The organism is Cupriavidus basilensis, from assembly GCF_000876015.1.
Taxonomy (GTDB): Bacteria; Pseudomonadota; Gammaproteobacteria; order Burkholderiales; family Burkholderiaceae; genus Cupriavidus; species Cupriavidus basilensis_B.
The window spans coordinates 233,287-250,575 of the sequence record NZ_BBQM01000015.1 but is presented as its reverse complement, the minus strand read 5'-3'; the positions used below and the strand labels follow the sequence as shown (position 1 = coordinate 250,575).

The following is a 17,289-nucleotide window of genomic DNA, read 5'->3' as shown; positions in this document are numbered from 1 at the left end:
ATGCGAAGGCCGGTTCAGCGGTCGGGCATGGCGGGCACCGGCGTCTCGCGGCTGCGCGCGAGCGCGCTCTGCGCCTCGCGGTTCAGCAGCGCGTAGCTGAGCCGGCTTTCCCACACCAGCGTGGCCGCGCCGGTCACCAGACAGCATACGCCCGTGTCAGCAGCACAGGCGCCCGCCGCGCCGCAAGCTAAACCTAGGTATGAATCGCGCAAACCATCCGACGCCGCCCGCAACCGTTCGTAGGGCTGGTGGCCCGCCCGGCGCTGCGATACCTTGAATCCATCGCGGACCGACGTCCCGCCCCCATCCAGAACCCACATCGAGGTCCATCATGTTCCATGCCCCGCTCGCGTGCCACCCCGCCCCGGAAGACCTCGCGCCGGCGCCGTCCCGCTGCCCCATCGACCAGGAAAGCGCCTGGCGCTCGCCCGGCGGCGCGGCGCATGGCGTGGTGCCGGTGTCGCGCTGGACGCGCCGCGCCGGCGCGCCCTGCGCGGTGGCCCATCCCGGCAACGACGCGCACCACTGCATCGCCATGAGCCTGAAATGCACCTCGCTGACGTTCACGCACGCCAGCCGCGTGGTGGTGTCCGGCCGCGTGACCGCGGGCGTGGTGCAAGTCACCGCGCCGCGCGTGGCGGTGCGCGCCACCTTCGACGCGCCCAGCGACGTGCTCCACCTGTACGCCTCGCAGGCCGTGCTGGCCGAGTGCTACCAGGACCTGTTCGGCCACGCGCATGCCGGCGACATCGTGCTCGGCGATCCGCGCCTGGTGCAGGACGGCGCGCTCGAGCGGCTGGGACAGGCGCTGGCGGTGGCGCAGACGCGGGACGGCGGCGCGGGCCGCATCTTCACCGACAGCGTGAGCCTGGCCATCGTCTCGCGGCTGGTGGCGCGCCACTTCCAGCAGGCCGCGCCCAGGGGACGCAACATGACCGCGCTGCCCGCGTGGCGCCTGCGCCGCGCCACCGACTATATCGACGCCCATCTGTCGGAAGCCATCGGCCTGGCCGACATCGCCGACAGCGCCGGCCTCACGCGCATGCATTTCGCCGCGCAGTTCCGCCTCGCCACCGGGCTGCGCCCGCACGAATACCTGCTGCGCCGGCGCATCGAGCGGGCCCAGGTGCTGCTCGGCGCCAGCGGCCAGACCATGCTCGACGTGGCGCTGGGCTGCGGCTTCCGCTCGCAGTCGCACTTCACCACGGTGTTCAAGCGCTTCGTGGGCGAGACGCCCTACAACTGGAAGGTCAAGAGCGGCCTCGAGCGCAAGGCCGCCTGATCCGCATGATGCGCCGCCGCCGCGCGGCGCGCGCCAGGCCATCCCGAACCGGAGGTGTCGACATGCCAGCCGACAGCAACGTCACCGACCGCGGCGCCCCCGCCCCGCGCGCCGCCGATCCCTGGCAGCAGGCCCTGCGCCTGCTGTCGGCCCGCGCGGAGGGCCTCGCGCCGCCGTGCGCGAACGCCGCGCCGCGCGCCGCGCGCGGCTACTACGGCGCGCTGATCAGCGTGATCGACCGGCCCGGCCCCGGCACCGCCACGCTGGCCTGGCGCGACGCCACCCACTGCCGCTACGGCGACCAGGAATGGGACGCCGCCACCGCGCGCGCGGCCGGCGTGTGCGCCATGAGCGGGCAGGCCATCGCGCCGGGCGACGCCATCTACAAGCCGCGCCCGTGCCGCCCGCGCCCGCGCAATGCCGATGCCATGATCCTGGCAACCGTGCTCGATGCCGCCGCGCAGTGACAGCGGCGGCGGCGCGGCGCGTGCCGCCGGCCTGCTGCGCTGGCCGCTCGCGCTGCTGGCCACCGGCGTGGCCGGCGGCGTGGTCGGCCTCGCCGTGGCCACCCTGCTCCACTTCGTGCAGCACCTCGCCTACGGCTACGGCGCGCTGGCTTCCGAGAGCTTCCTGCAAGGCGTGACGCAATCCTCTCCGCTGCGGCGCGTGGCGGTGCTGTGCCTGTGCGGCATCGTCGCCGGCGCGGGCTGGTGGGCCGTGTACCGCTGGTGCCAGCCGCTGCGCGGCATCGCGCGCGCGGTGCGGGCCGAAGCCTGGCTGCCGCCGTTCGCCACCACCTGCCACGCGCTGCTGCAGGTCATCACCGTGGCGCTGGGCTCGCCGCTCGGCCGCGAGGTGGCGCCGCGCGAGCTGGCCGCGATGCTGGCCGGCGTGCTGGCGCGCCGCCTCGCCCTGCCCGCCACGCACGCGCGCCTGCTGGTGGCGTGCGGCGCGGGCGCCGGCCTGGCGGCGGTGTACAACGTGCCGCTGGCCGGCGCGGTGTTCGTGCTCGAAGCGCTGCTCGCCACGGCGGGCTGGCGCGCGGTGCTGGCCGCGCTCACTACCTCGTGCCTGGCCGCGCTGGTGGCGCGCGCGGGGCTCGGCAATCATCCGCAATACCTGGTGCCGCACTATCCGGTGACGCCCGCGCTGCTGGCGTGGGCCGCGCTGGCCGGGCCGCTGCTGGGCGCGCTCGGCACCGTGTTCGCGCGCTGGACCGCGGCGGCGCGGCGGCGGGCCGCGGCCGGCTGGTGGCTGCCGCTGCTGTGCGTGCTCAACTTCGCCTGCATCGGGCTGGTCGCCACGCGCTTTCCCGCGCTGCTGGGCAACGGCAAGGGGCCGGCGCAGGTGGGCTTCGACGGCGCCTTCGGCGCCACGGCCGCGCTGGCCCTGCTGGGCCTGCGCGCGCTCTTCACGCTGACCAGCCTGCGCGCGGGCGCGCAGGGCGGCCTGCTCACGCCGGCGCTGGCCATCGGCGCGCTGCTCTCCATCGTGCTGGGCGAGGGCTGGTCCCTCGCCTGGCCCGGCACCGCGCCCGGCGCCTTCGCGCTGGTCGGCGGCGCGGCCTTCCTCGGCGCCACGATGCGCGCGCCGCTCACCGCGGCGGTGCTGATCGCCGAGTTCACGCGGCCCGGCGGCGCCTTCCTGCTGCCGGTGGCGCTGGGCGTGTGCGGCGCGTGGCTCGGCGCCGCCGGCATGCGCCGCCTGCGGGCGGCCGCGGCCTAGCCGCGCGCAGCTTCGCGCGCATCTCCGGCTAAACCAAAGGATAGGGTGGCGCTACCAATGCGCTAGCCCGGCGCACCTCGCGTACGAAGGCGCCGGCGCAACGCGGCTTCTATGCTTTCCAGCAAGGAGCCGGCATCGTGCGGTTCCCCTCGACGGCACACCTGCCGACACCACGCCTCGACCCACCGGAGAACCACCATGACCACCATGACCATCCTGACCCGACGCCTGCTCGCCACCGCCCTGCTCGCCGCCAGCGCGCTCGGCGCCACGCTTGCCCACGCCGCCGACCCGCGCGCCAGCGCGCAGGCCGGCGACAGCCACGGCTACCGCTTCAGCGTCGACAAGCCGCGCGACGTCTATACCGACGGCGCGCGCAACGACAAGCGCGACGTCTACCTGGACGGCGCGCACGGCCGCAAGTACGACGCCTTCACCGAAGGCGCGCGCGCCGGGCAGCCGCCGCGGCCGTTCGCGGGCCTGCAACTGGCCGGCCGCGACCAGAGCGGCGTGTCGGCATCGCCCGCCGACGAGCAGAACTCGCACGCCTGAACACCGCGACGGCACCGGCGGCGCCCGCGCTGCCGGGCGCCATCCACTCTCAACACGCATGCCGCACGAAACCGTGCCCAGCCGCATCGGCTCGCACCGATGACCGGCATGCCTTGCATGGAACGGGGAGGAAGAAGAAGAAGAAGAACCGGGACGGATCGTCGAATCCCGCGCGCCGGGATCCATGAGGGATGTTCACGTACTTCGATACCGCCGATGCCTCGGGCACCGGCACGCTACAACGCCGCCGCGCGCCAAACGCGCGCGCCAGGCACAACCAAAGCAAAGCAGCCCGCCCCGGCTGCTCCGGGGCGGGCTGCTGCCGGCGTGGTCTGCATTCAGGCCCCGGCGTAGAACGGGTTGCGCGGCAGGTCGATGCGCGGCACCGTGTCCATCGACGCCTGCATCGGCATGCCGGCCGTCTGCGCGGCGGCCGGCGCGGCTGCCTTGTCGTTGCTGGCCATCTGTTCCTGCGCGGCGACCTTGGCTTCGGCGGCCTGGATGTCGGCCGGATAGGTCGCGTTGTCGATGTGCGGATCGTAGCCGGCCTTCTCGAGGCGGATCAGGTCGGCGCGCACTTCGGCGCGGGTCACGGGGCCTTGCGCGCTCTGTGCGCTCTGCGCGAACGACACCACGGGAGCGGCCATGACGCAGGCGACGAGTACGGTCTGGATCAGCGATTTCATGATGATTACCTCTTTCGGTTGGGTGGCCCGCCGGAGTGCGGTGCCTTGGTTCTTGCGTCAGGATGTGAGCAAGTTGTGATCATTGTTGGTCAGACGTGGTGACTCGCGGCTGACCATCTGATTACAAGGTTGTCACGTTGGCGCTGCGCCGGTCTCGCGCCTCCCGCAAGCCGCTCTTTCCTCTCTTTCCGGGCCGCTCCTGCGCTTCCCGCGCAACATGACAGTTTGGTAATGCGCCGGTCAGCGCCCGGTAAGTCCGCCGCGCCACACTGCATCCATGACCCGGCGCCGCGCGGAACCGGCCCCGCGGCGCCCCGCCACCCCTTGCCTGGAGGCTTCGATATGGATCGTCGGACCCGCCCCGCGGCGCCCCTGTGCCTTCAGCCGGCGCGCGCTCAGGAACAGCACCGGCGTGGCGTGGCTCGCGCGCAGCGCCTTGAGCACCGACCAGCCGTCCATCGCCGGCAGCGTCACGTCCAGCACGATCACGTCGTAGGGATATTCCTGCGCCAGGAACAGGCCGTCGGCGCCGTCGGCGGCCACGTCCACCTGGCAGCCGGATTCCTGCATGCCCTTCTTGAGATAGGCGCCCGCCTTGGGCTCGTCCTCGATCACCAGTACGCGCATGTGCTTGTCCTCCGCGGCATTGGCGGCGGCCGGGAGCGGCCGCCGCGTCAGCTTGAAGGTAGTGCACGCGCGGCGGCGCGGACAGCCCTACGATCGGTTGCGCGGCGCGCCCGTCGGGGTGAGGCGGCTATACCGGGATATGGGCGGCGCGCGGCGCCGTCACGACAGCGCGCCGGACGTCATGCCGAGCGCCTCGGCCTTGAGCACGAAGTCCGCCAGCGAGCGCGAGCCCATCTTCTTCATGGCCTGGCCGCGGTGGATCTTCACGGTGATCTCGCTCAGGCCCATCTCGCCGGCAATCTGCTTGTTCATCAGGCCGCGCACCACCAGCGCCATCACTTCGCGCTCGCGCGGCGTGAGGGTGCCGTAGCGCCGGCGCAGGTCGGCGCTGGACTGGTCGGCCGCGCGCCGCGCGGCGTCGCGCTCGAGCGCGCTGGTCACGGCGTCGAGCATGTCCTGGTCGCGGAACGGCTTGGCGAGGAAATCGGTGGCGCCCGCCTTCATGGCCTTGACCGACATGGCGATGTCGCCGTGCGCGGTCATGAAGACGATCGGGATCGGGATGCGCCCGGCCGCGATCTGCTCCTGCACGGCCAGGCCGCTCTGGCCCTTGAGGCGCACGTCAAGGATCAGGCAGCTCGGCGCGTCGCCGAGCTCGTGCGCGAGGAATTCCTGCGCCGAGGCGAACGCCTCGACGCGCAGCCCCACCGAGCGCAGCAGCATGCCGACGGCGACGCGCATCGACTCGTCGTCGTCCACCACGTAGACGACCCCCGTACCCCCGCTTGCGCCGGGCTCATTGCTCATGGCTGGCTCCCTTGTTATTGCCTTCGGCCACGCCGGCGGCATCGCCGTCGTCCGGCTCGTGCAGGGGCAGCAGCACCTGCAGCAGCGCGCCGCCCTCCGGCGGCGACTCGGCCCAGATGCGCCCGCCGTGCGCCTCGATGATGGAGCGGCAGATCGACAGCCCCATGCCCATGCCGTCGCCCTTGGTGGTGAAGAAGGCGTTGAACAGGCGCCCGGCGTCCTCGGGCGCGATGCCCTTGCCGGAGTCGCGCACCTCGACCCGCACGTGCCGCTCGTCGGCCGCGCGCGTGGCGACCCGCAGGCAGCGCCGTCCGCCGACCGAATCCATCGCCTGCACCGCGTTCATCAGCAGGTTGATGAGCACCTGCTGGAGCTGGATGCGGTCGCCGCAGATCAGCGCGGGCGGCTCGCCCAGGCGCAGCTCGGCCTCCACGTGATGGTCCTGCAGCTCGCGCCGCACCAGCGCCAGCGATTCGTCGACCAGCGCGTTGAGGTCCATCTCCGCGTAGCTGGGATCGCGCTTCTGCGCCATCGAGCGGATCTGGCGGATGATCTCGCTGGAGCGCCGGGCGTCGCGGATCATCTGCCGGATCGACTCGGTGGCCTCGCCGACCTCGGGCTGCGGGCGGTTGAGCCAGCGCAGCGCGGAGTCGCCGCAGGTGACGATGGCGGCGATCGGCTGCGTCACCTCGTGCGCGATCGACGCCGCCAGCTCGCCCAGCGTGGTGACGCGCATCACGTGCGCCAGCTCGGACAAGGTGCGCTGCAGCGCCTGCTGCGTCAGCGTGGTGTCGGTGACGTCCATGAGCGCGCCCACGTACTCGTAGCGGCCGGCCGCGGCCACGGTCCGCCGCGCCACCAGGTGCACGTGCTTGACGGTGCCGTCCGGCAGCAGCAGGCGGTGCGCCACGTCGATCTGCGGCACGCCGGCACGCGCCTGCTCGCGCGCGGCCTGCACCAGCGCGAGGTCTTCCGGATGGGTGCGCTCGATCACCCGCTCCGCGCTCGGCTGCACGTCCCGGCCGTAGCCGAAGATGGAGTAGGCCTCGTCCGACCACGTCATGGCGCCCTCGGGCAGCCGCATGGCGATGCTGCCGGTCTTGCTCAGCTGCTGCGCCTCCGCCAGGAAGGCCTCGCTCTGCGCCAGCGCCGCCTCGGCGCGCTGGCGCTCGGTGATGTCGTTGTTGGTGGCGATGATGGCGACCGGCTTGCCGGCGCCGTCGCGCCACAGGGCCCAGCGGCTGGAGATGACCACGCGCGCGCCGTCGCGGCGGACGCGCTCCAGCTCGCCGTCCCAGCGCCCGTTGCGCAGCAGCTCCTCGTGGATCCGCTCCGGCGGGATCGGGAAACGCGTCTGCGTCAGGGTGTGCATGGGCTGCCCGATGGCCTGCGCGGCGGTCCAGCCGTACACTTCCTCGGCGCCGTGGTTCCAGAAGGTGATGATGTCGTTGAGGTCGTAGACGACGATGGCGTCGTGCGTCATGTCGAGCATCTGCACCTGCTCGCGCAGGCGCGCGTTGCTGGCCAGGTTGCGCACCGCCAGCAGCGAGGTGATGCCGATCGCCAGCAGGCTGAACACGCAGCGCGCCAGCGAGCCGCCGCCCATGTGCGCGCCCTTGGACAGCAGGAAGCCGATCACGGTGAGGACGGCGCAGACCACCGCCACCGCCAGCGTGGCGCGGCGCGAGCCGGTCAGCGCGACCAGCAGCACCACCACCACGTAGAGGACCGCGATGGCGATGTCCAGCGGCGTCAGCGCGTCGATCAGGAAGACCGCGACGGCCAGCAGCGCGGCCGCGCCCAGCAGGATGCGCGAGTCCGACAGCGCGGGGTCGCCCGCCCGGAACGACTCATTCATCGCGGGACTGCCGGCGCGCGGCGGGGCGCGAAGGGAATGGGGGCGGCGCATCTGGGGGACGGCTCATTTCGGACAAACCGATTCGATGGCATGGTTCCTCGGCGCTTCGTTTTCTGCGGTGGCCGGCGGCGGCCCGGCGCACGCGGCAAACGCGGCAAACGCGGCACGCCGGGCATGGCGCGGAAAATTATACCGTTGCGCGGCCTTTGTCCCCGTGCCGGAAACGACGAACCCGGCGGCCAATCCAGCGGCGGATCCGGCGGCAAACCCATCGACAAGTCCACCGGCGCCGCTCAACGGCCCGGCGCCGCGTCGCCGCGCGCGATCCGGTCCAGGCATTCCTGCACGGAAGCGCCGTCGACCGGCTTGCAGAGAAACGACAGCGCCCCGCTCTCCATCGCCTGCCGGCGGATCGCCTCGGTGCAGAACGCGGTGATGAAGATCACCGGAATGCGGCAGCCGGCCTCCACCAGCTTGCGCTGCATCTCCAGGCCGGTCATGCCCGGCATCTGGATGTCGGAGATCACCCCGGCCACCTCGGCGGCGCGGCCCGAATCGAGAAAGGCGTGGGCCGAAGCGAACAAAAGCACCTTCCAGCCCAGCGAGCGCACCAGGCTTGACGTGGCGAGGCGAACGGAATCGTCGTCGTCAACGATGGCGATTATCTGGTTGTTATGCAAAGCGACTACCTCGACCAAGCTGAGCAATGGGTCCGGCGCGCCAGCGGCGGCGGCAGTCCGGCTACCCTCGACTGCATGATACGGGCGGCGTTTTGCGCGCGGAATCATATATAGGTATATGCGCCGGCGCACGGAAACTGGTGGCCGTGCCGTCCCGGCATCACTTCCGGCGGGAGGCAGGAAAAGAGGGGGAGCGGCGGCGCGCGCCACGCCACCGCCTCGTGCTGCCTAGGAAGGCACCCACCAGCGGTGCAGCCAGCGCGCCAGCGTATCGAGCGCGAAGCCCAGCACGCCGATCACCAGCACGGTGGCGAGCAGCTCGGAGTAGGCCAGGCGGTCGCGCGTGTCGAGGATGAAGTAGCCCAGCCCGGCGTTGACGCCGAGCATTTCCGCCGGCACCAGCACGATCCAGACGATGCCGATCGACAGCCGCAGCCCGGTCAGCATGCTGCTGACCGCGCCGGGCAGCACCACGCGCGTGAGCATCTCGGCGCGCGTGGCGGCCAGGCTGCGCGCCAGCAGGATCCAGCGCGCGTCGAGCTGGCGCACGCCGGCGGCGGTGCTGAGCAGGATCGGCCAGACGCCGGCGAAGGCCAGCAGGAACACCACCGAGCGGTCGCCCACGCCGAGCGCCATCACCACCACGGGCATCCACGACAGCGGCGAGATCATGCGCAGGAACTGGAAAGCCGGCGAGACCGCGGCATCGACGGCGCGGGCGCCGCCGACCAGCAGGCCCAGCGGCACGCCCGCCAGCAGCGCGATGGCCAGCCCGAGCAGCACGCGCTTCAGGCTGGCGGCGACGTGCATGGGCAGGTCCGGCTGGCGCAGCAGCTCCGCCAGGCTGGCCAGCGTGGCCGCCGGCGTGAAGCGCGCCGCCAGGCCCTCGGCCCGGCCCGCGCCGGTGGCAAGCCACCACAGCAGCACCAGGACCGCCAGCCCGGCCAGGCCGCGCCACAGGTCGGCGTGGAACGTGCGCTTTGCGGCGCCCTTTGTCGTGCCCGTTCCCGCGCCCTTCGCCGGCGCGTTCGCGGTTGCGTTCGCGGGCGCGACGATGGCCCCGCTCGTCAGCCCATTCACCGAACCATCTCCCGGCCCCCGCGCCGGCACGTTCTCCCGCTGCGTCACGCCGCGATCTCCTCCTGCCGCGTGAAGCCCTCGGGGAAGCCGAAGGCCTTGAGGCCGCCGGCGTCGGCCAGCGCGCGCCGCACGAAGCGGTCGTCGACCAGCTCGCGCGCCGCGCGCTGCGGGTCGAGCGTGGCGAGAAACGCGCTGTTGCCTTCGATCAGCGTGCCCTTCAGGCGCCGCACCAGTTCCTCGGTGTAGCTCGGATACGGATAGGGCTGGAAGTCGATGCGGTTGTCCTTCCAGTCGGGATGGTGGATGGCGCCGCTGGCGAGATAGCGGCCGTGGTCGCCGGCATCGGGGGCGAGCACCTTGCGCAGCGCGTCGAGCGTGTGCGGCGTGTAGCGGTTGGCGCCGTCCTTCGACAGCAGCGCCGCGGCCTCGGCGCGGTGGTCCTGGGTCCAGCGCTGCGCCCTGACCACGGCGTTGACCACCTTCTGCGACCACTCGGGGCGGCGGTCCAGGTCCTGCTGGTGCATGAACACCACGCAGCAGGCGTGGTTGCGCCAGACATCGCCGGTGAAGCGCAGCACCTTGCCGATCTTGAGCGTCTCGGCGGCGGCGTTGAACGGCTCGGCGACGATGTAGCCTTCGATCTGGCGCGAGGCCAGCGCCGGCGGCATGTCGGACGGCGCCATCACCGCCAGGTTGACCTCGTTCGGCGCCAGCGCGCCGGTCTTCTTCGTCACCGGCACCAGGCCGTCCTTCCTCAGCAGCGTCTGCAGCACCACGTTGTGGATGGAGTACCAGAACGGGATCGCCACGGTCTTGCCGCCGAGGTCGCGCACCGACGACACCTGCGGCGCCACCGTCAGCGCGGAGCCGCCGACGTGGTTCCACGCCACCACCCTGGCCGGCACCTGGCTGCCGAAGCGCGCCCACACCGTCATCGGCGACAGCAGGTGGACCACGTTGACCTGGCCGGAGATGAACGCCTCCACCAGCTGGGCCCAGCTGCGCAGCAGGGTCGGCTTCTCGGCCTTGATGCCTTCCTGCTCGAAATAGCCGTTGTTGTGCGCCACCAGCAGCGGCGTGGCGTCGGTGATGGGCAGGTAGCCGATGCGCACCGGCGCATCGGGCTCCGCGGCCGCGCGCGCGTTCAGGGCATTGAGCAGCGGCAGCGCCCCGCCGGCGGTAAACAGCGTGGCGAGCTTGAGCAGCTCACGCCGGGACATCGGTACCTGGCACATCGTTCACCTCGTCGGTTGGGTTCGTGATTGGTCAAACGGAAGCCGGCCGCAGCAGCCGGCGCAGGTGCAGCACGATCTCGATGCGCAGCGCGCCGAGCGCCTCGACCTGCGACTCGCGCGGGTGCGGCAGGCCGATGCGCCATTCGTGCGCGACCGAGGCCGGCGCGCCGGGCGGGCCGCCGAGCAGCACGATGCGGTCGGACAGCAGCAGCGCTTCGTCGATGTCGTGCGTGATCAGCAAGGTGGCGGGCCGGTAGGCGCGCACGATGCCGAGCAGCAGCGCCTGCATGTCGACGCGCGTGATTTCGTCGAGCGCGCCGAACGGCTCGTCGAGCAGCAGCGCCCGCGGCTGGCGCGCCAGGCAGCGGGCCAGCGCCACGCGCTGCGCCATGCCGCCGGACAACTGCGCCGGGAACAGGTGGCGCGCGTCCAGCAGGCCGACCGCCGCCAGCGTCTGCGCCACGCGCCCGGCGCGCTCGCCGCGGCCGATGGCGGGCTGGCGGCGAAAGCCCAGGCCAAACCCGACGTTGTGCTCCACCGACAGCCACGGCAGCAGGCAGGCGTCCTGGAACGCCACCGCGATGCGCGGATGCGGCGCGGCCAGCGTCTCGCCCAGCATGCGCACGCTGCCGCGGGTCGGCTGCTGCAGGCCGGCGAGCAGGCGCAGCAGGCTGGACTTGCCGGCGCCGCTGGGGCCGATCACGGAGACGATCTCGCCCGGCGCCAGGCGCAGGTCGAGCCGGTCCAGCACGGTGCGCGCGCCGCCGCCGGCGCCATACGCCAGCGCGACGCCCGCGGCTTCGAGCAGCGCGCCGCTCATGCCGCCTCGCGCGGCGCCTGCCCGGGCTGCGGGCGCGCCAGCTCGGCTTTCAGCTGCACCAGGCTGGGCGTGACCACCGGCAGGAAGGCCGCCTCGCGCCAGCGCCGCGCGAAGCCGTCGTTGCGCGAGCGCAGGTAGGCCGCGCCGCCGCGCGCCTGCAGCTCGAGCTGCATCGCGGCCAGCGCCAGCTCGACCAGGCGGATGCGGATGGCGAACAGCGCGCGCGGCGCGGCGAGGAAATCGTCGCGGTCCGCGCTGCCGTCCGCGTTACCGTCCGCGTTGCCGTCCACCCCGCCGGCCAGCCGCGCGGCCAGCGCTTCCAGCTCGCCGGCCAGCGCGTCGAGCTCGTCGTCGAGCACCGAGCGGCCGGCGCCGCTGCGCCCGCGCGCCGCCGCCAGGGCGCGCCGCGCCAGCCCGATCGACAGGCCGCATTGCAGGCCGAGAAAGGCCGGGCGCACGCGCGGCAGGAAGTGGTGCGCGTCCTCGTGCAGCAGCCAGCCGGCATCCAGCGCCACGGCGTCGAAGCGCAGCGTCGCGGTGTGGCTGCTGCGCAGGCCGATCAGGTCGAGGTCGTTGCCGCGCGCCACGCCGGCCAGCGGATACGGGATGGCGTAGACGCCGGCGCGGCCGGTGGCGAGGTCGTCGGCCGCCACCGCGACCGCGAAGCCGTCCGGGTTCAGGTTGGTGACCCACGGCAGCGCGCCGTCGATCTGCCAGCCGGTGTCGGTGGCGCGCGCGCTGACCTGCAGCGCCTCGATGCCGCCGAGGAACTTCATGGCGTTGGACAGCCCGGTGGCGCCGGCCAGCGTGCCTTCCAGCAGCGGCCCCAGCCAGCGCCCGGCCAGCGCGCGGTTGGGCGTCTGCAGCAGGTATTCGATGAAGGTGCGCTGCCCCCACAGCACGAACGCGGCGGTCTGCGAATGCCCGGCCACCGCGGCGATGGCGGCGATGGCGTCCGAGGTCCTGCCGCCGTCGCCGCCGGCCGCGCGCGGCACGCCGACGCGGAACAGGCCGGCCTGCGCCAGCCGCGCGAGCAGCGCGGCCGGATCGGCGGCGCCGCTGTCGAGCGCGTCGGCGTGGTCGTCAAGCCATTGCGCGAGGGTCGGGTCGAGCGTGGTCATCGGGCACTCCTGTGCTTGGCTTCGGTGGCGGGCCGCATCAGGCCGCGCCGCGCGTCCAGCGGTAGCTTTCCAGTTCGGGGTTGAGCGGCGTCTGCGACAGGTTGTTGCCGAAGTTGCACAGCGTGGCCAGGGCCACGCCGAGCACCACGTCGAGCGCCTGGGCCACCTCGAAGCCGGCCGCCACGAAGGCGTCGAAATCGGCCTGCGGCACCGCGCCGCGGTCGCGGATCACGGCGCGGGTGAACGCCGCCAGCGCTTCGAGGCGGGCGTCCGGCACCGTGGTCTGGGCGCGCAGCGCGCCCACGGTGTCGGCGTCGAACTTCACCTTCTTGAGCGCGACCGCGGTGTGGCCGGCCACGCAGAAGCCGCAGCCGTGCGTGGCCGCCGCGGTGATCTGCACCACCTCGCGCTCGGCCAGCGTCAGCGAGCCGCGGCCGTTGATCTCCGACAGCGTCAGGTAGGCTTCCAGCGCGGCCGGCGCGTTGGACAGCGCGGCGATCAGGTTGGGCAGGTAGCCGTTGCTGGCGATGGCGCGCGCGACGAAGGGCCGGCTGGCCTCGGGGGCGGTGTCTGCGGTGTTGAGGGGAAAGCGGCTCATGGCGTCGGGGGAAAGGTGTTGGACACAGGCCGATTGTGCGATCCGCCGGTGCGCCCCGCCATGCGCGAGTGTCGCGATTTCCTGCTGTTTCGTCTGCGAATGCGCGCGCGGCTTATTCCAGCGCCGGCGCCGCGTGCGGCAGCGCCGACGGCGCGCCCGGCTGGCCCTGCTGGCCCGGCTGGCCCTGCCGGCGCACCGCGCCCGGCTGCTCGCCGGTGGCCTTCTTGAACGCCCGCGCGAACGCGGCTTCGGAGCGGTAGCCCACCTGCTCGGCCACCTGCGCGACGCTGCAGCGGCTGGCCAGCAGCTGCGACGCGATCTTCATGCGCAGCAGCAGCAGGAACGCCGCCGGCGACTGCCCGCAGGTTTCCATGAAGCGCTTGCAGAACGTGGCGCGCGACATGTGGACCAGCTCCGCCATCGACTCCAGCGTCCAGGGCCGCCCGGGATGCCGGATCAGCGCCAGCATCAGGCTGGAGAATTCCGCGCTGCGCAGCAGCGGCCACAGGCCGCGCGCCACGTCCTCGCGCGTGGCGAGATGCCGCACCACGTAGAACAGCAGCAGGTCGACCAGCCGCGCGATCAGCGGCGACGGCTCGGCGTCGCCGCGGCGCGCCTCGGCCAGGATCAGGTCGAACAGCGGGCGCGCGCCGGCCAGCGCCTGGTCCCGCGCGGGCAGCACGAGGTAGTCGGGAAACGGCGCCAGCAGGACTTCGCTCAGGCCGGGGCGGAAATCGAAGAAGCCGCAGGCCAGCCCGGTGCCGTCCGGCGCGGGCGGCTCGAGCGGCTGCATGGCCGCGGCCGGCGCGCAGGCCTGGCCGTCGGCATGCGGGCCGAGATGGTGGGGCACGTCGCGCAGGAAGAACACCGCGTCGCCGGCCTGCAGCGGCACGCCGGGCTCGCCGGGCAGGTGCAGCCAGCATTCGCCGTGCAGCACGAGGTGGAAGCCCGCGCGCATGCGGCCGGCGACCGAGGCGCGCCAGCTGCCGCAATACTGCCCGATGTGAAAGAGGGTGGTCTCGAGTTCCAGGCTGCTCAGAACCCAGTGGACCAGGCGATCCGTGTGATGCATAGCGTGCGAGGACGAGCGCCGCACGGGAAGCGCGGCCCGACTGGTCAAGATAGCCCACCAGCCGGGCACGGCTAAGGATTTTTTCCGCATGTGCATATGCGCATGCGGCGGGGCCGGCGATGCGCCGGCCCGGGCGCGGCGCACGCGGCTATTGCAGCAGCGCGTCCTCGAACGCCTGCTGCGACGGCGCGCCGAACAGCGCGTCGAAGCCGCGCGCGCCGCGCGCCGCCGGCTCGCCGCCGGCGTCGACGGGCGGCTCCATGCCGCCTTCCAGCAGCCGGCGCAGCGCGTCCAGCCCATCGGCCATCCCCTGCGCGGCGGCGCCGGGCAGCAGCGTGGTCAGGCTGACGCGGCGCACGCCGAGCTCGCGGATGCGCCGCAGCGGCAGACTGGCCGACGACGGGCTCGGCGCCAGCCCGGTGCCGATGCTCAGCGTGACGGGAATCTCCAGCGCCCCGACCAGCCGCTCCACGTTCGACGCGGTGCGCGGCGCGATCGGCAGCAGCAGGTCCGCGCCGGCCGCCTCATACGCCCGCGCGCGCGCGATCACCTGCTCGGGCGGCTCGCAGGCAAAGGCGTCGGTGCGGGCGATGATGAGGAAATCCGGGTCCCGCCGCGCGGCCCGCGCCGCGCGGATCTTGCCCACCATCTCCGCCACCGGCACCACTTCCTTGGCCGCGCCGGCGCCCCAGCGCCGCGGCACCACCTGGTCTTCGAGGTTGAGCCCGGCGGCGCCGGCTTCCTCGAACAGCTCCACCGCGTAGTGGACGCCGCGCGCGTTGCCGAAGCCGGCGTCGCCGTCCGCGGTGATCGGGATGGCCGAAGCCCGGACCAGCCGGCGGCAGTGCTCGACGGTCTCGGTCAGCGTCAGCAGGCCGATGTCCGGCACGCCCAGCAGCGCGTACGAGAGCATGGCGCCGCTGATGCAGGCGCTGCGGTAGCCGGCCTGCTCGACCAGCCGCAGGCTGAAGACGTCGTGCACGGCCGGCGCGACGACGAAGGCTTCCTCGCGCAGCAGCGCGCGCAGCGCGGCCCTGGCCGCGGCCGGCGTGGGGCGCGGCGTGGGAGGCGTTGAGGTGTTGGTTTCCATGCGAGTCTGCGCGCGCGCCGTCATGACGGCATGCACGCGGCCATGCGTCCGCGCGCCAGCAGCAGCGCGGCGCGGAGCCGCGCGCTTTCGGTCTCGTGCGGCAGCGCGCCGTCGTCCTCGCGCAGCGCGCCGGCATCGCGCACGGCCAGCGCCGCGCGCGCGGCGTCCAGCTCGCGCGCGGTGGGCGCGTAGGCCGCGTTCACCACCGCGACCTGCTCCGCGTTGACGCAGGTGGCGGCCTGGAAGCCGAACGCCCGCGAGCGCCGCACCATCGCCGCGAACTCGTCCGCGTTGCGGTAGTCGACCACGCTGGCGAGATAACCGAGCGGCACGATGCCGGCCGCGACCGCGGCGAAGATCATCTGCTGCTTGGGCAGGCGCAAGGTGTCCTCGGACGACACCATCGCGCATTCGCGGGCAACGTCCTCGCCGCCCAGCCCGATCGCCACCAGGCGGCGGCTGGCGCGGCAGATCTCTTCCATGCGGCCGATGGCCGCGGCGGTCTCCACCAGCGCGATCAGCCGGATGCCGCCGGCGGCCAGCCCGCGGCGGCGCTCCCACGCGCCGACCAGCTCGTCGACCAGCATCAGATGCTGCGCGCCCATCGCCTTGGTCATCATGATGGCGTCGGCGCCGGCGGCGACCGCGTGCTCGATGTCGGCGGCGGCCAGGTCCATGCGCCGGTTGATGCGCACCGCCACGCCCATGCCGGCGGCGCGGCACGCGGCGGCGGCGCGCGGCAGCGCCTGCCGGGCCTGCGCCTTGTGCGGATAGGGCACGAAATCCTCGAGGTCCAGGATGGCGGCATGCGCGCCGCTGCGCAGCGCGTCCTCGAGCCGCCGCGCGTCGTGCGCGGGAACGTACAGCAGCGATAGCCAGGGCAGCGGCGTGGCGTCTTGGGTCATGGGTTCGGTCAGTCGGCGGTGATGTGCTGCGAGACCACGATCTTCTGGCGCAGCTTGTATTCGCGGTGGATCAGGTCGGTGAACTGCTCGGCGGTGGTGGACTGCGGCAGCGCGCCGTTGCGCTGCAGGACCGCGACCAGCTCCGGGCTGCGCAGCGCGCCCGCGCTGGCGTCGCCCAGCACCTTCCGGACCGCGGGCGGCAGGCCGGCGGGGCCGGCCAGGCCGAACCACGCCATGTTGTTCATCTCCGGCAGGCCGGCCTCGGCGTAGGTCGGCACGTCCGGCAGCTCCGGAATCCGCTTCGCCGACGCCACCGCCAGCGCGCGCAGCTTGCCGGACTTGATGAAGGCCAGCGAGGACGACACGTTGTCGAACTGCGCGGCGACCTGCCCCGCCACCGTGTCGGCCAGCGCCGGGCCGGAGCCGCGGTAGGGCACGTGCGCGATCTCGGTGCGGGTCAGGCGCTTGAACAGCTCGCCGTCGAGATGGGCGATGCTGCCCACGCCCGAGGTCGCATACGAATACTTGCCCGGGTTCGCCTTGAGCAGCGCGATGAATTCCTGCAGCGTGCGGGCCGGGATGTTCGGGTTGACCGTCACCACGTTGGGCACGAAGGCGATCAGCGAGACCGGCGTGAAGTCGGCCATCGGGTCGTAGGCCGGCTTGCGCGAGGTCAGCGGCGCCGTGGCCAGCGTGCTCACGGTGGCGATGCCGAGCGTGTAGCCGTCCGCCTCGGCGCGCGCCACCGCGGCCGCGCCGATCATGCCGCCGGCGCCGGCGCGGTTGTCGACCACCACCGGCTGCCCCAGGCGCTTGCCCAGCTCCAGCGCGAAGGCGCGGCCGACGATGTCGGTGGTGCCGCCGGCGGCGTAGGGCACGATCAGGTGGATCGGCCTGGACGGATAGGCCTCGGCTGCCGGCGCCGTGCCGGACCAGGCCGCGGCGGCGATCAGGAGCAGGCCGGCGGCGCGGCGAAACGGTGCGCGGCGAAACGGTGCGTGGCGAAGCGGTGCGTGGCGAAGCGGAGTCGGCTTGGACATGGAGGACATGGCGGGCGCGTTGGCGAGAGGGGTCGGGATGGTGACCGTGGAGGAAAAGGAAAAGGCGGCGGCCGCGGCCAGCCGCGGCGCGATGTCGCGCGGGCCGGCCAT

At 73.1% G+C, this 17,289-nt stretch carries 18 protein-coding genes and 1 pseudogene; 4 read left to right on the top strand and 15 right to left on the bottom strand.

Annotation, left to right across the window (positions count from 1 at the left end; all coding sequences use genetic code 11):
* Window positions 1–14: 14 nt before the first annotated feature.
* Window positions 15–137, bottom strand: coding sequence for a hypothetical protein (locus KF708C_RS36905; RefSeq protein ID WP_020202364.1), 123 nt, complete (start codon window positions 135–137; stop codon window positions 15–17).
* 194 nt (window positions 138–331) lie between these two features.
* Here KF708C_RS36905 and KF708C_RS15075 point away from each other — a divergent pair, with 194 nt between their 5' ends.
* The 4 genes from KF708C_RS15075 (at window position 332) to KF708C_RS15060 (ending at window position 3,559) form a co-directional block, all read left to right on the top strand.
* Window positions 332–1,282: a helix-turn-helix domain-containing protein gene (locus KF708C_RS15075; protein WP_059412441.1), complete on the top strand. Its 951-nt coding sequence runs from the start codon at window positions 332–334 to the stop codon at window positions 1,280–1,282.
* A gap of 62 nt (window positions 1,283–1,344) precedes the next feature.
* Window positions 1,345–1,749, top strand: a complete 405-nt coding sequence (locus tag KF708C_RS15070; protein WP_059412440.1) for a DUF3331 domain-containing protein — start codon at window positions 1,345–1,347, stop codon at window positions 1,747–1,749.
* Window positions 1,733–3,007 carry a chloride channel protein gene (locus KF708C_RS15065; protein WP_059412439.1) on the top strand — a complete coding sequence of 425 codons (1,275 nt, stop codon included), beginning with the start codon at window positions 1,733–1,735 and terminating at the stop codon, window positions 3,005–3,007. Before KF708C_RS15070 ends, KF708C_RS15065 begins: the two co-directional genes overlap by 17 nt.
* 198 nt (window positions 3,008–3,205) lie before the next feature.
* Window positions 3,206–3,559, top strand: a complete 354-nt coding sequence (locus KF708C_RS15060) for a hypothetical protein (protein ID WP_059412438.1) — start codon at window positions 3,206–3,208, stop codon at window positions 3,557–3,559.
* Between the two features lie 338 nt (window positions 3,560–3,897).
* Here KF708C_RS15060 and KF708C_RS15055 read toward each other — a convergent pair whose 3' ends face one another.
* From KF708C_RS15055 to KF708C_RS14990, 14 genes and pseudogenes are all read right to left on the bottom strand, one after another.
* Window positions 3,898–4,245, bottom strand: a complete 348-nt coding sequence (locus KF708C_RS15055) for a DUF4148 domain-containing protein (RefSeq protein ID WP_059412437.1) — start codon at window positions 4,243–4,245, stop codon at window positions 3,898–3,900.
* A gap of 387 nt (window positions 4,246–4,632) precedes the next feature.
* A pseudogene (locus KF708C_RS36680) lies at window positions 4,633–4,872 on the bottom strand (response regulator); the annotation flags it as partial.
* A 159-nt stretch (window positions 4,873–5,031) separates the two neighbouring features.
* Window positions 5,032–5,679 carry a response regulator transcription factor gene (locus tag KF708C_RS15045; protein WP_059412436.1) on the bottom strand — a complete coding sequence of 216 codons (648 nt, stop codon included), beginning with the start codon at window positions 5,677–5,679 and terminating at the stop codon, window positions 5,032–5,034.
* Entirely contained in the window at window positions 5,669–7,537 is a 1,869-nt protein-coding gene (locus KF708C_RS15040) for a PAS domain-containing sensor histidine kinase (RefSeq protein WP_059412435.1), read from the bottom strand. Before KF708C_RS15040 ends, KF708C_RS15045 begins: the two co-directional genes overlap by 11 nt.
* Window positions 7,538–7,830: 293 nt before the next feature.
* A complete protein-coding gene (locus tag KF708C_RS15035; RefSeq protein ID WP_370552826.1) occupies window positions 7,831–8,325 on the bottom strand; it encodes a response regulator transcription factor in 495 nt (164 codons plus the stop codon).
* Between the two features lie 120 nt (window positions 8,326–8,445).
* Entirely contained in the window at window positions 8,446–9,297 is an 852-nt protein-coding gene (locus KF708C_RS15030; RefSeq protein ID WP_370552825.1) for an ABC transporter permease, read from the bottom strand.
* Between the two features lie 44 nt (window positions 9,298–9,341).
* Entirely contained in the window at window positions 9,342–10,532 is a 1,191-nt protein-coding gene (locus tag KF708C_RS15025) for an ABC transporter substrate-binding protein (RefSeq protein WP_029043458.1), read from the bottom strand.
* 31 nt (window positions 10,533–10,563) lie between these two features.
* On the bottom strand, window positions 10,564–11,352 hold the full coding sequence (locus KF708C_RS15020) for an ABC transporter ATP-binding protein (protein ID WP_059412434.1): 789 nt from the start codon (window positions 11,350–11,352) through the stop codon (window positions 10,564–10,566).
* The gene (locus KF708C_RS15015; RefSeq protein ID WP_059412433.1) at window positions 11,349–12,473 is read right to left on the bottom strand and encodes an acyl-CoA dehydrogenase family protein; all 1,125 of its coding nucleotides are present in this window, start codon (window positions 12,471–12,473) and stop codon (window positions 11,349–11,351) included. The genes KF708C_RS15020 and KF708C_RS15015 overlap by 4 nt, the downstream gene beginning before the upstream one ends.
* 37 nt (window positions 12,474–12,510) lie before the next feature.
* A complete protein-coding gene (locus KF708C_RS15010) occupies window positions 12,511–13,071 on the bottom strand; it encodes a carboxymuconolactone decarboxylase family protein (RefSeq protein WP_059412432.1) in 561 nt (186 codons plus the stop codon).
* A 112-nt stretch (window positions 13,072–13,183) separates the two neighbouring features.
* A complete protein-coding gene (locus KF708C_RS15005; RefSeq protein ID WP_059412431.1) occupies window positions 13,184–14,143 on the bottom strand; it encodes an AraC family transcriptional regulator in 960 nt (319 codons plus the stop codon).
* A 148-nt stretch (window positions 14,144–14,291) separates the two neighbouring features.
* Entirely contained in the window at window positions 14,292–15,233 is a 942-nt protein-coding gene (locus KF708C_RS15000; protein WP_059412430.1) for an isocitrate lyase/PEP mutase family protein, read from the bottom strand.
* A 20-nt stretch (window positions 15,234–15,253) separates the two neighbouring features.
* Window positions 15,254–16,138, bottom strand: coding sequence for an HpcH/HpaI aldolase/citrate lyase family protein (locus tag KF708C_RS14995; protein WP_059412429.1), 885 nt, complete (start codon window positions 16,136–16,138; stop codon window positions 15,254–15,256).
* Window positions 16,139–16,146: 8 nt separating this feature from the next.
* A complete protein-coding gene (locus tag KF708C_RS14990; protein ID WP_082079568.1) occupies window positions 16,147–17,289 on the bottom strand; it encodes a Bug family tripartite tricarboxylate transporter substrate binding protein in 1,143 nt (380 codons plus the stop codon).

Bases quoted from the DNA above. Each gene is read 5' to 3' on its own strand.
- KF708C_RS15015 (WP_059412433.1), bottom strand. From the start codon at position 12,473: ATGACCACGCTCGACCCGACCCTCGCGCAATGGCTTGACGACCACGCC.
- KF708C_RS15055 (WP_059412437.1), bottom strand. From the start codon at position 4,245: ATGAAATCGCTGATCCAGACCGTACTCGTCGCCTGCGTCATGGCCGCT.
- KF708C_RS14990 (WP_082079568.1), bottom strand. From the start codon at position 17,289: ATGGCCGGCCCGCGCGACATCGCGCCGCGGCTGGCCGCGGCCGCCGCC.
- KF708C_RS15010 (WP_059412432.1), bottom strand. From the start codon at position 13,071: ATGAGCCGCTTTCCCCTCAACACCGCAGACACCGCCCCCGAGGCCAGC.
- KF708C_RS15070 (WP_059412440.1), top strand. From the start codon at position 1,345: ATGCCAGCCGACAGCAACGTCACCGACCGCGGCGCCCCCGCCCCGCGC.
- KF708C_RS14995 (WP_059412429.1), bottom strand. From the start codon at position 16,138: ATGACCCAAGACGCCACGCCGCTGCCCTGGCTATCGCTGCTGTACGTT.
- KF708C_RS15000 (WP_059412430.1), bottom strand. From the start codon at position 15,233: ATGGAAACCAACACCTCAACGCCTCCCACGCCGCGCCCCACGCCGGCC.
- KF708C_RS15045 (WP_059412436.1), bottom strand. From the start codon at position 5,679: ATGAGCAATGAGCCCGGCGCAAGCGGGGGTACGGGGGTCGTCTACGTG.
- KF708C_RS15060 (WP_059412438.1), top strand. From the start codon at position 3,206: ATGACCACCATGACCATCCTGACCCGACGCCTGCTCGCCACCGCCCTG.
- KF708C_RS15025 (WP_029043458.1), bottom strand. From the start codon at position 10,532: ATGTGCCAGGTACCGATGTCCCGGCGTGAGCTGCTCAAGCTCGCCACG.
- KF708C_RS15065 (WP_059412439.1), top strand. From the start codon at position 1,733: ATGCCGCCGCGCAGTGACAGCGGCGGCGGCGCGGCGCGTGCCGCCGGC.
- KF708C_RS15040 (WP_059412435.1), bottom strand. From the start codon at position 7,537: ATGAATGAGTCGTTCCGGGCGGGCGACCCCGCGCTGTCGGACTCGCGC.
- KF708C_RS15075 (WP_059412441.1), top strand. From the start codon at position 332: ATGTTCCATGCCCCGCTCGCGTGCCACCCCGCCCCGGAAGACCTCGCG.
- KF708C_RS15005 (WP_059412431.1), bottom strand. From the start codon at position 14,143: ATGCATCACACGGATCGCCTGGTCCACTGGGTTCTGAGCAGCCTGGAA.
- KF708C_RS15020 (WP_059412434.1), bottom strand. From the start codon at position 11,352: ATGAGCGGCGCGCTGCTCGAAGCCGCGGGCGTCGCGCTGGCGTATGGC.
- KF708C_RS15035 (WP_370552826.1), bottom strand. From the start codon at position 8,325: ATGATTCCGCGCGCAAAACGCCGCCCGTATCATGCAGTCGAGGGTAGC.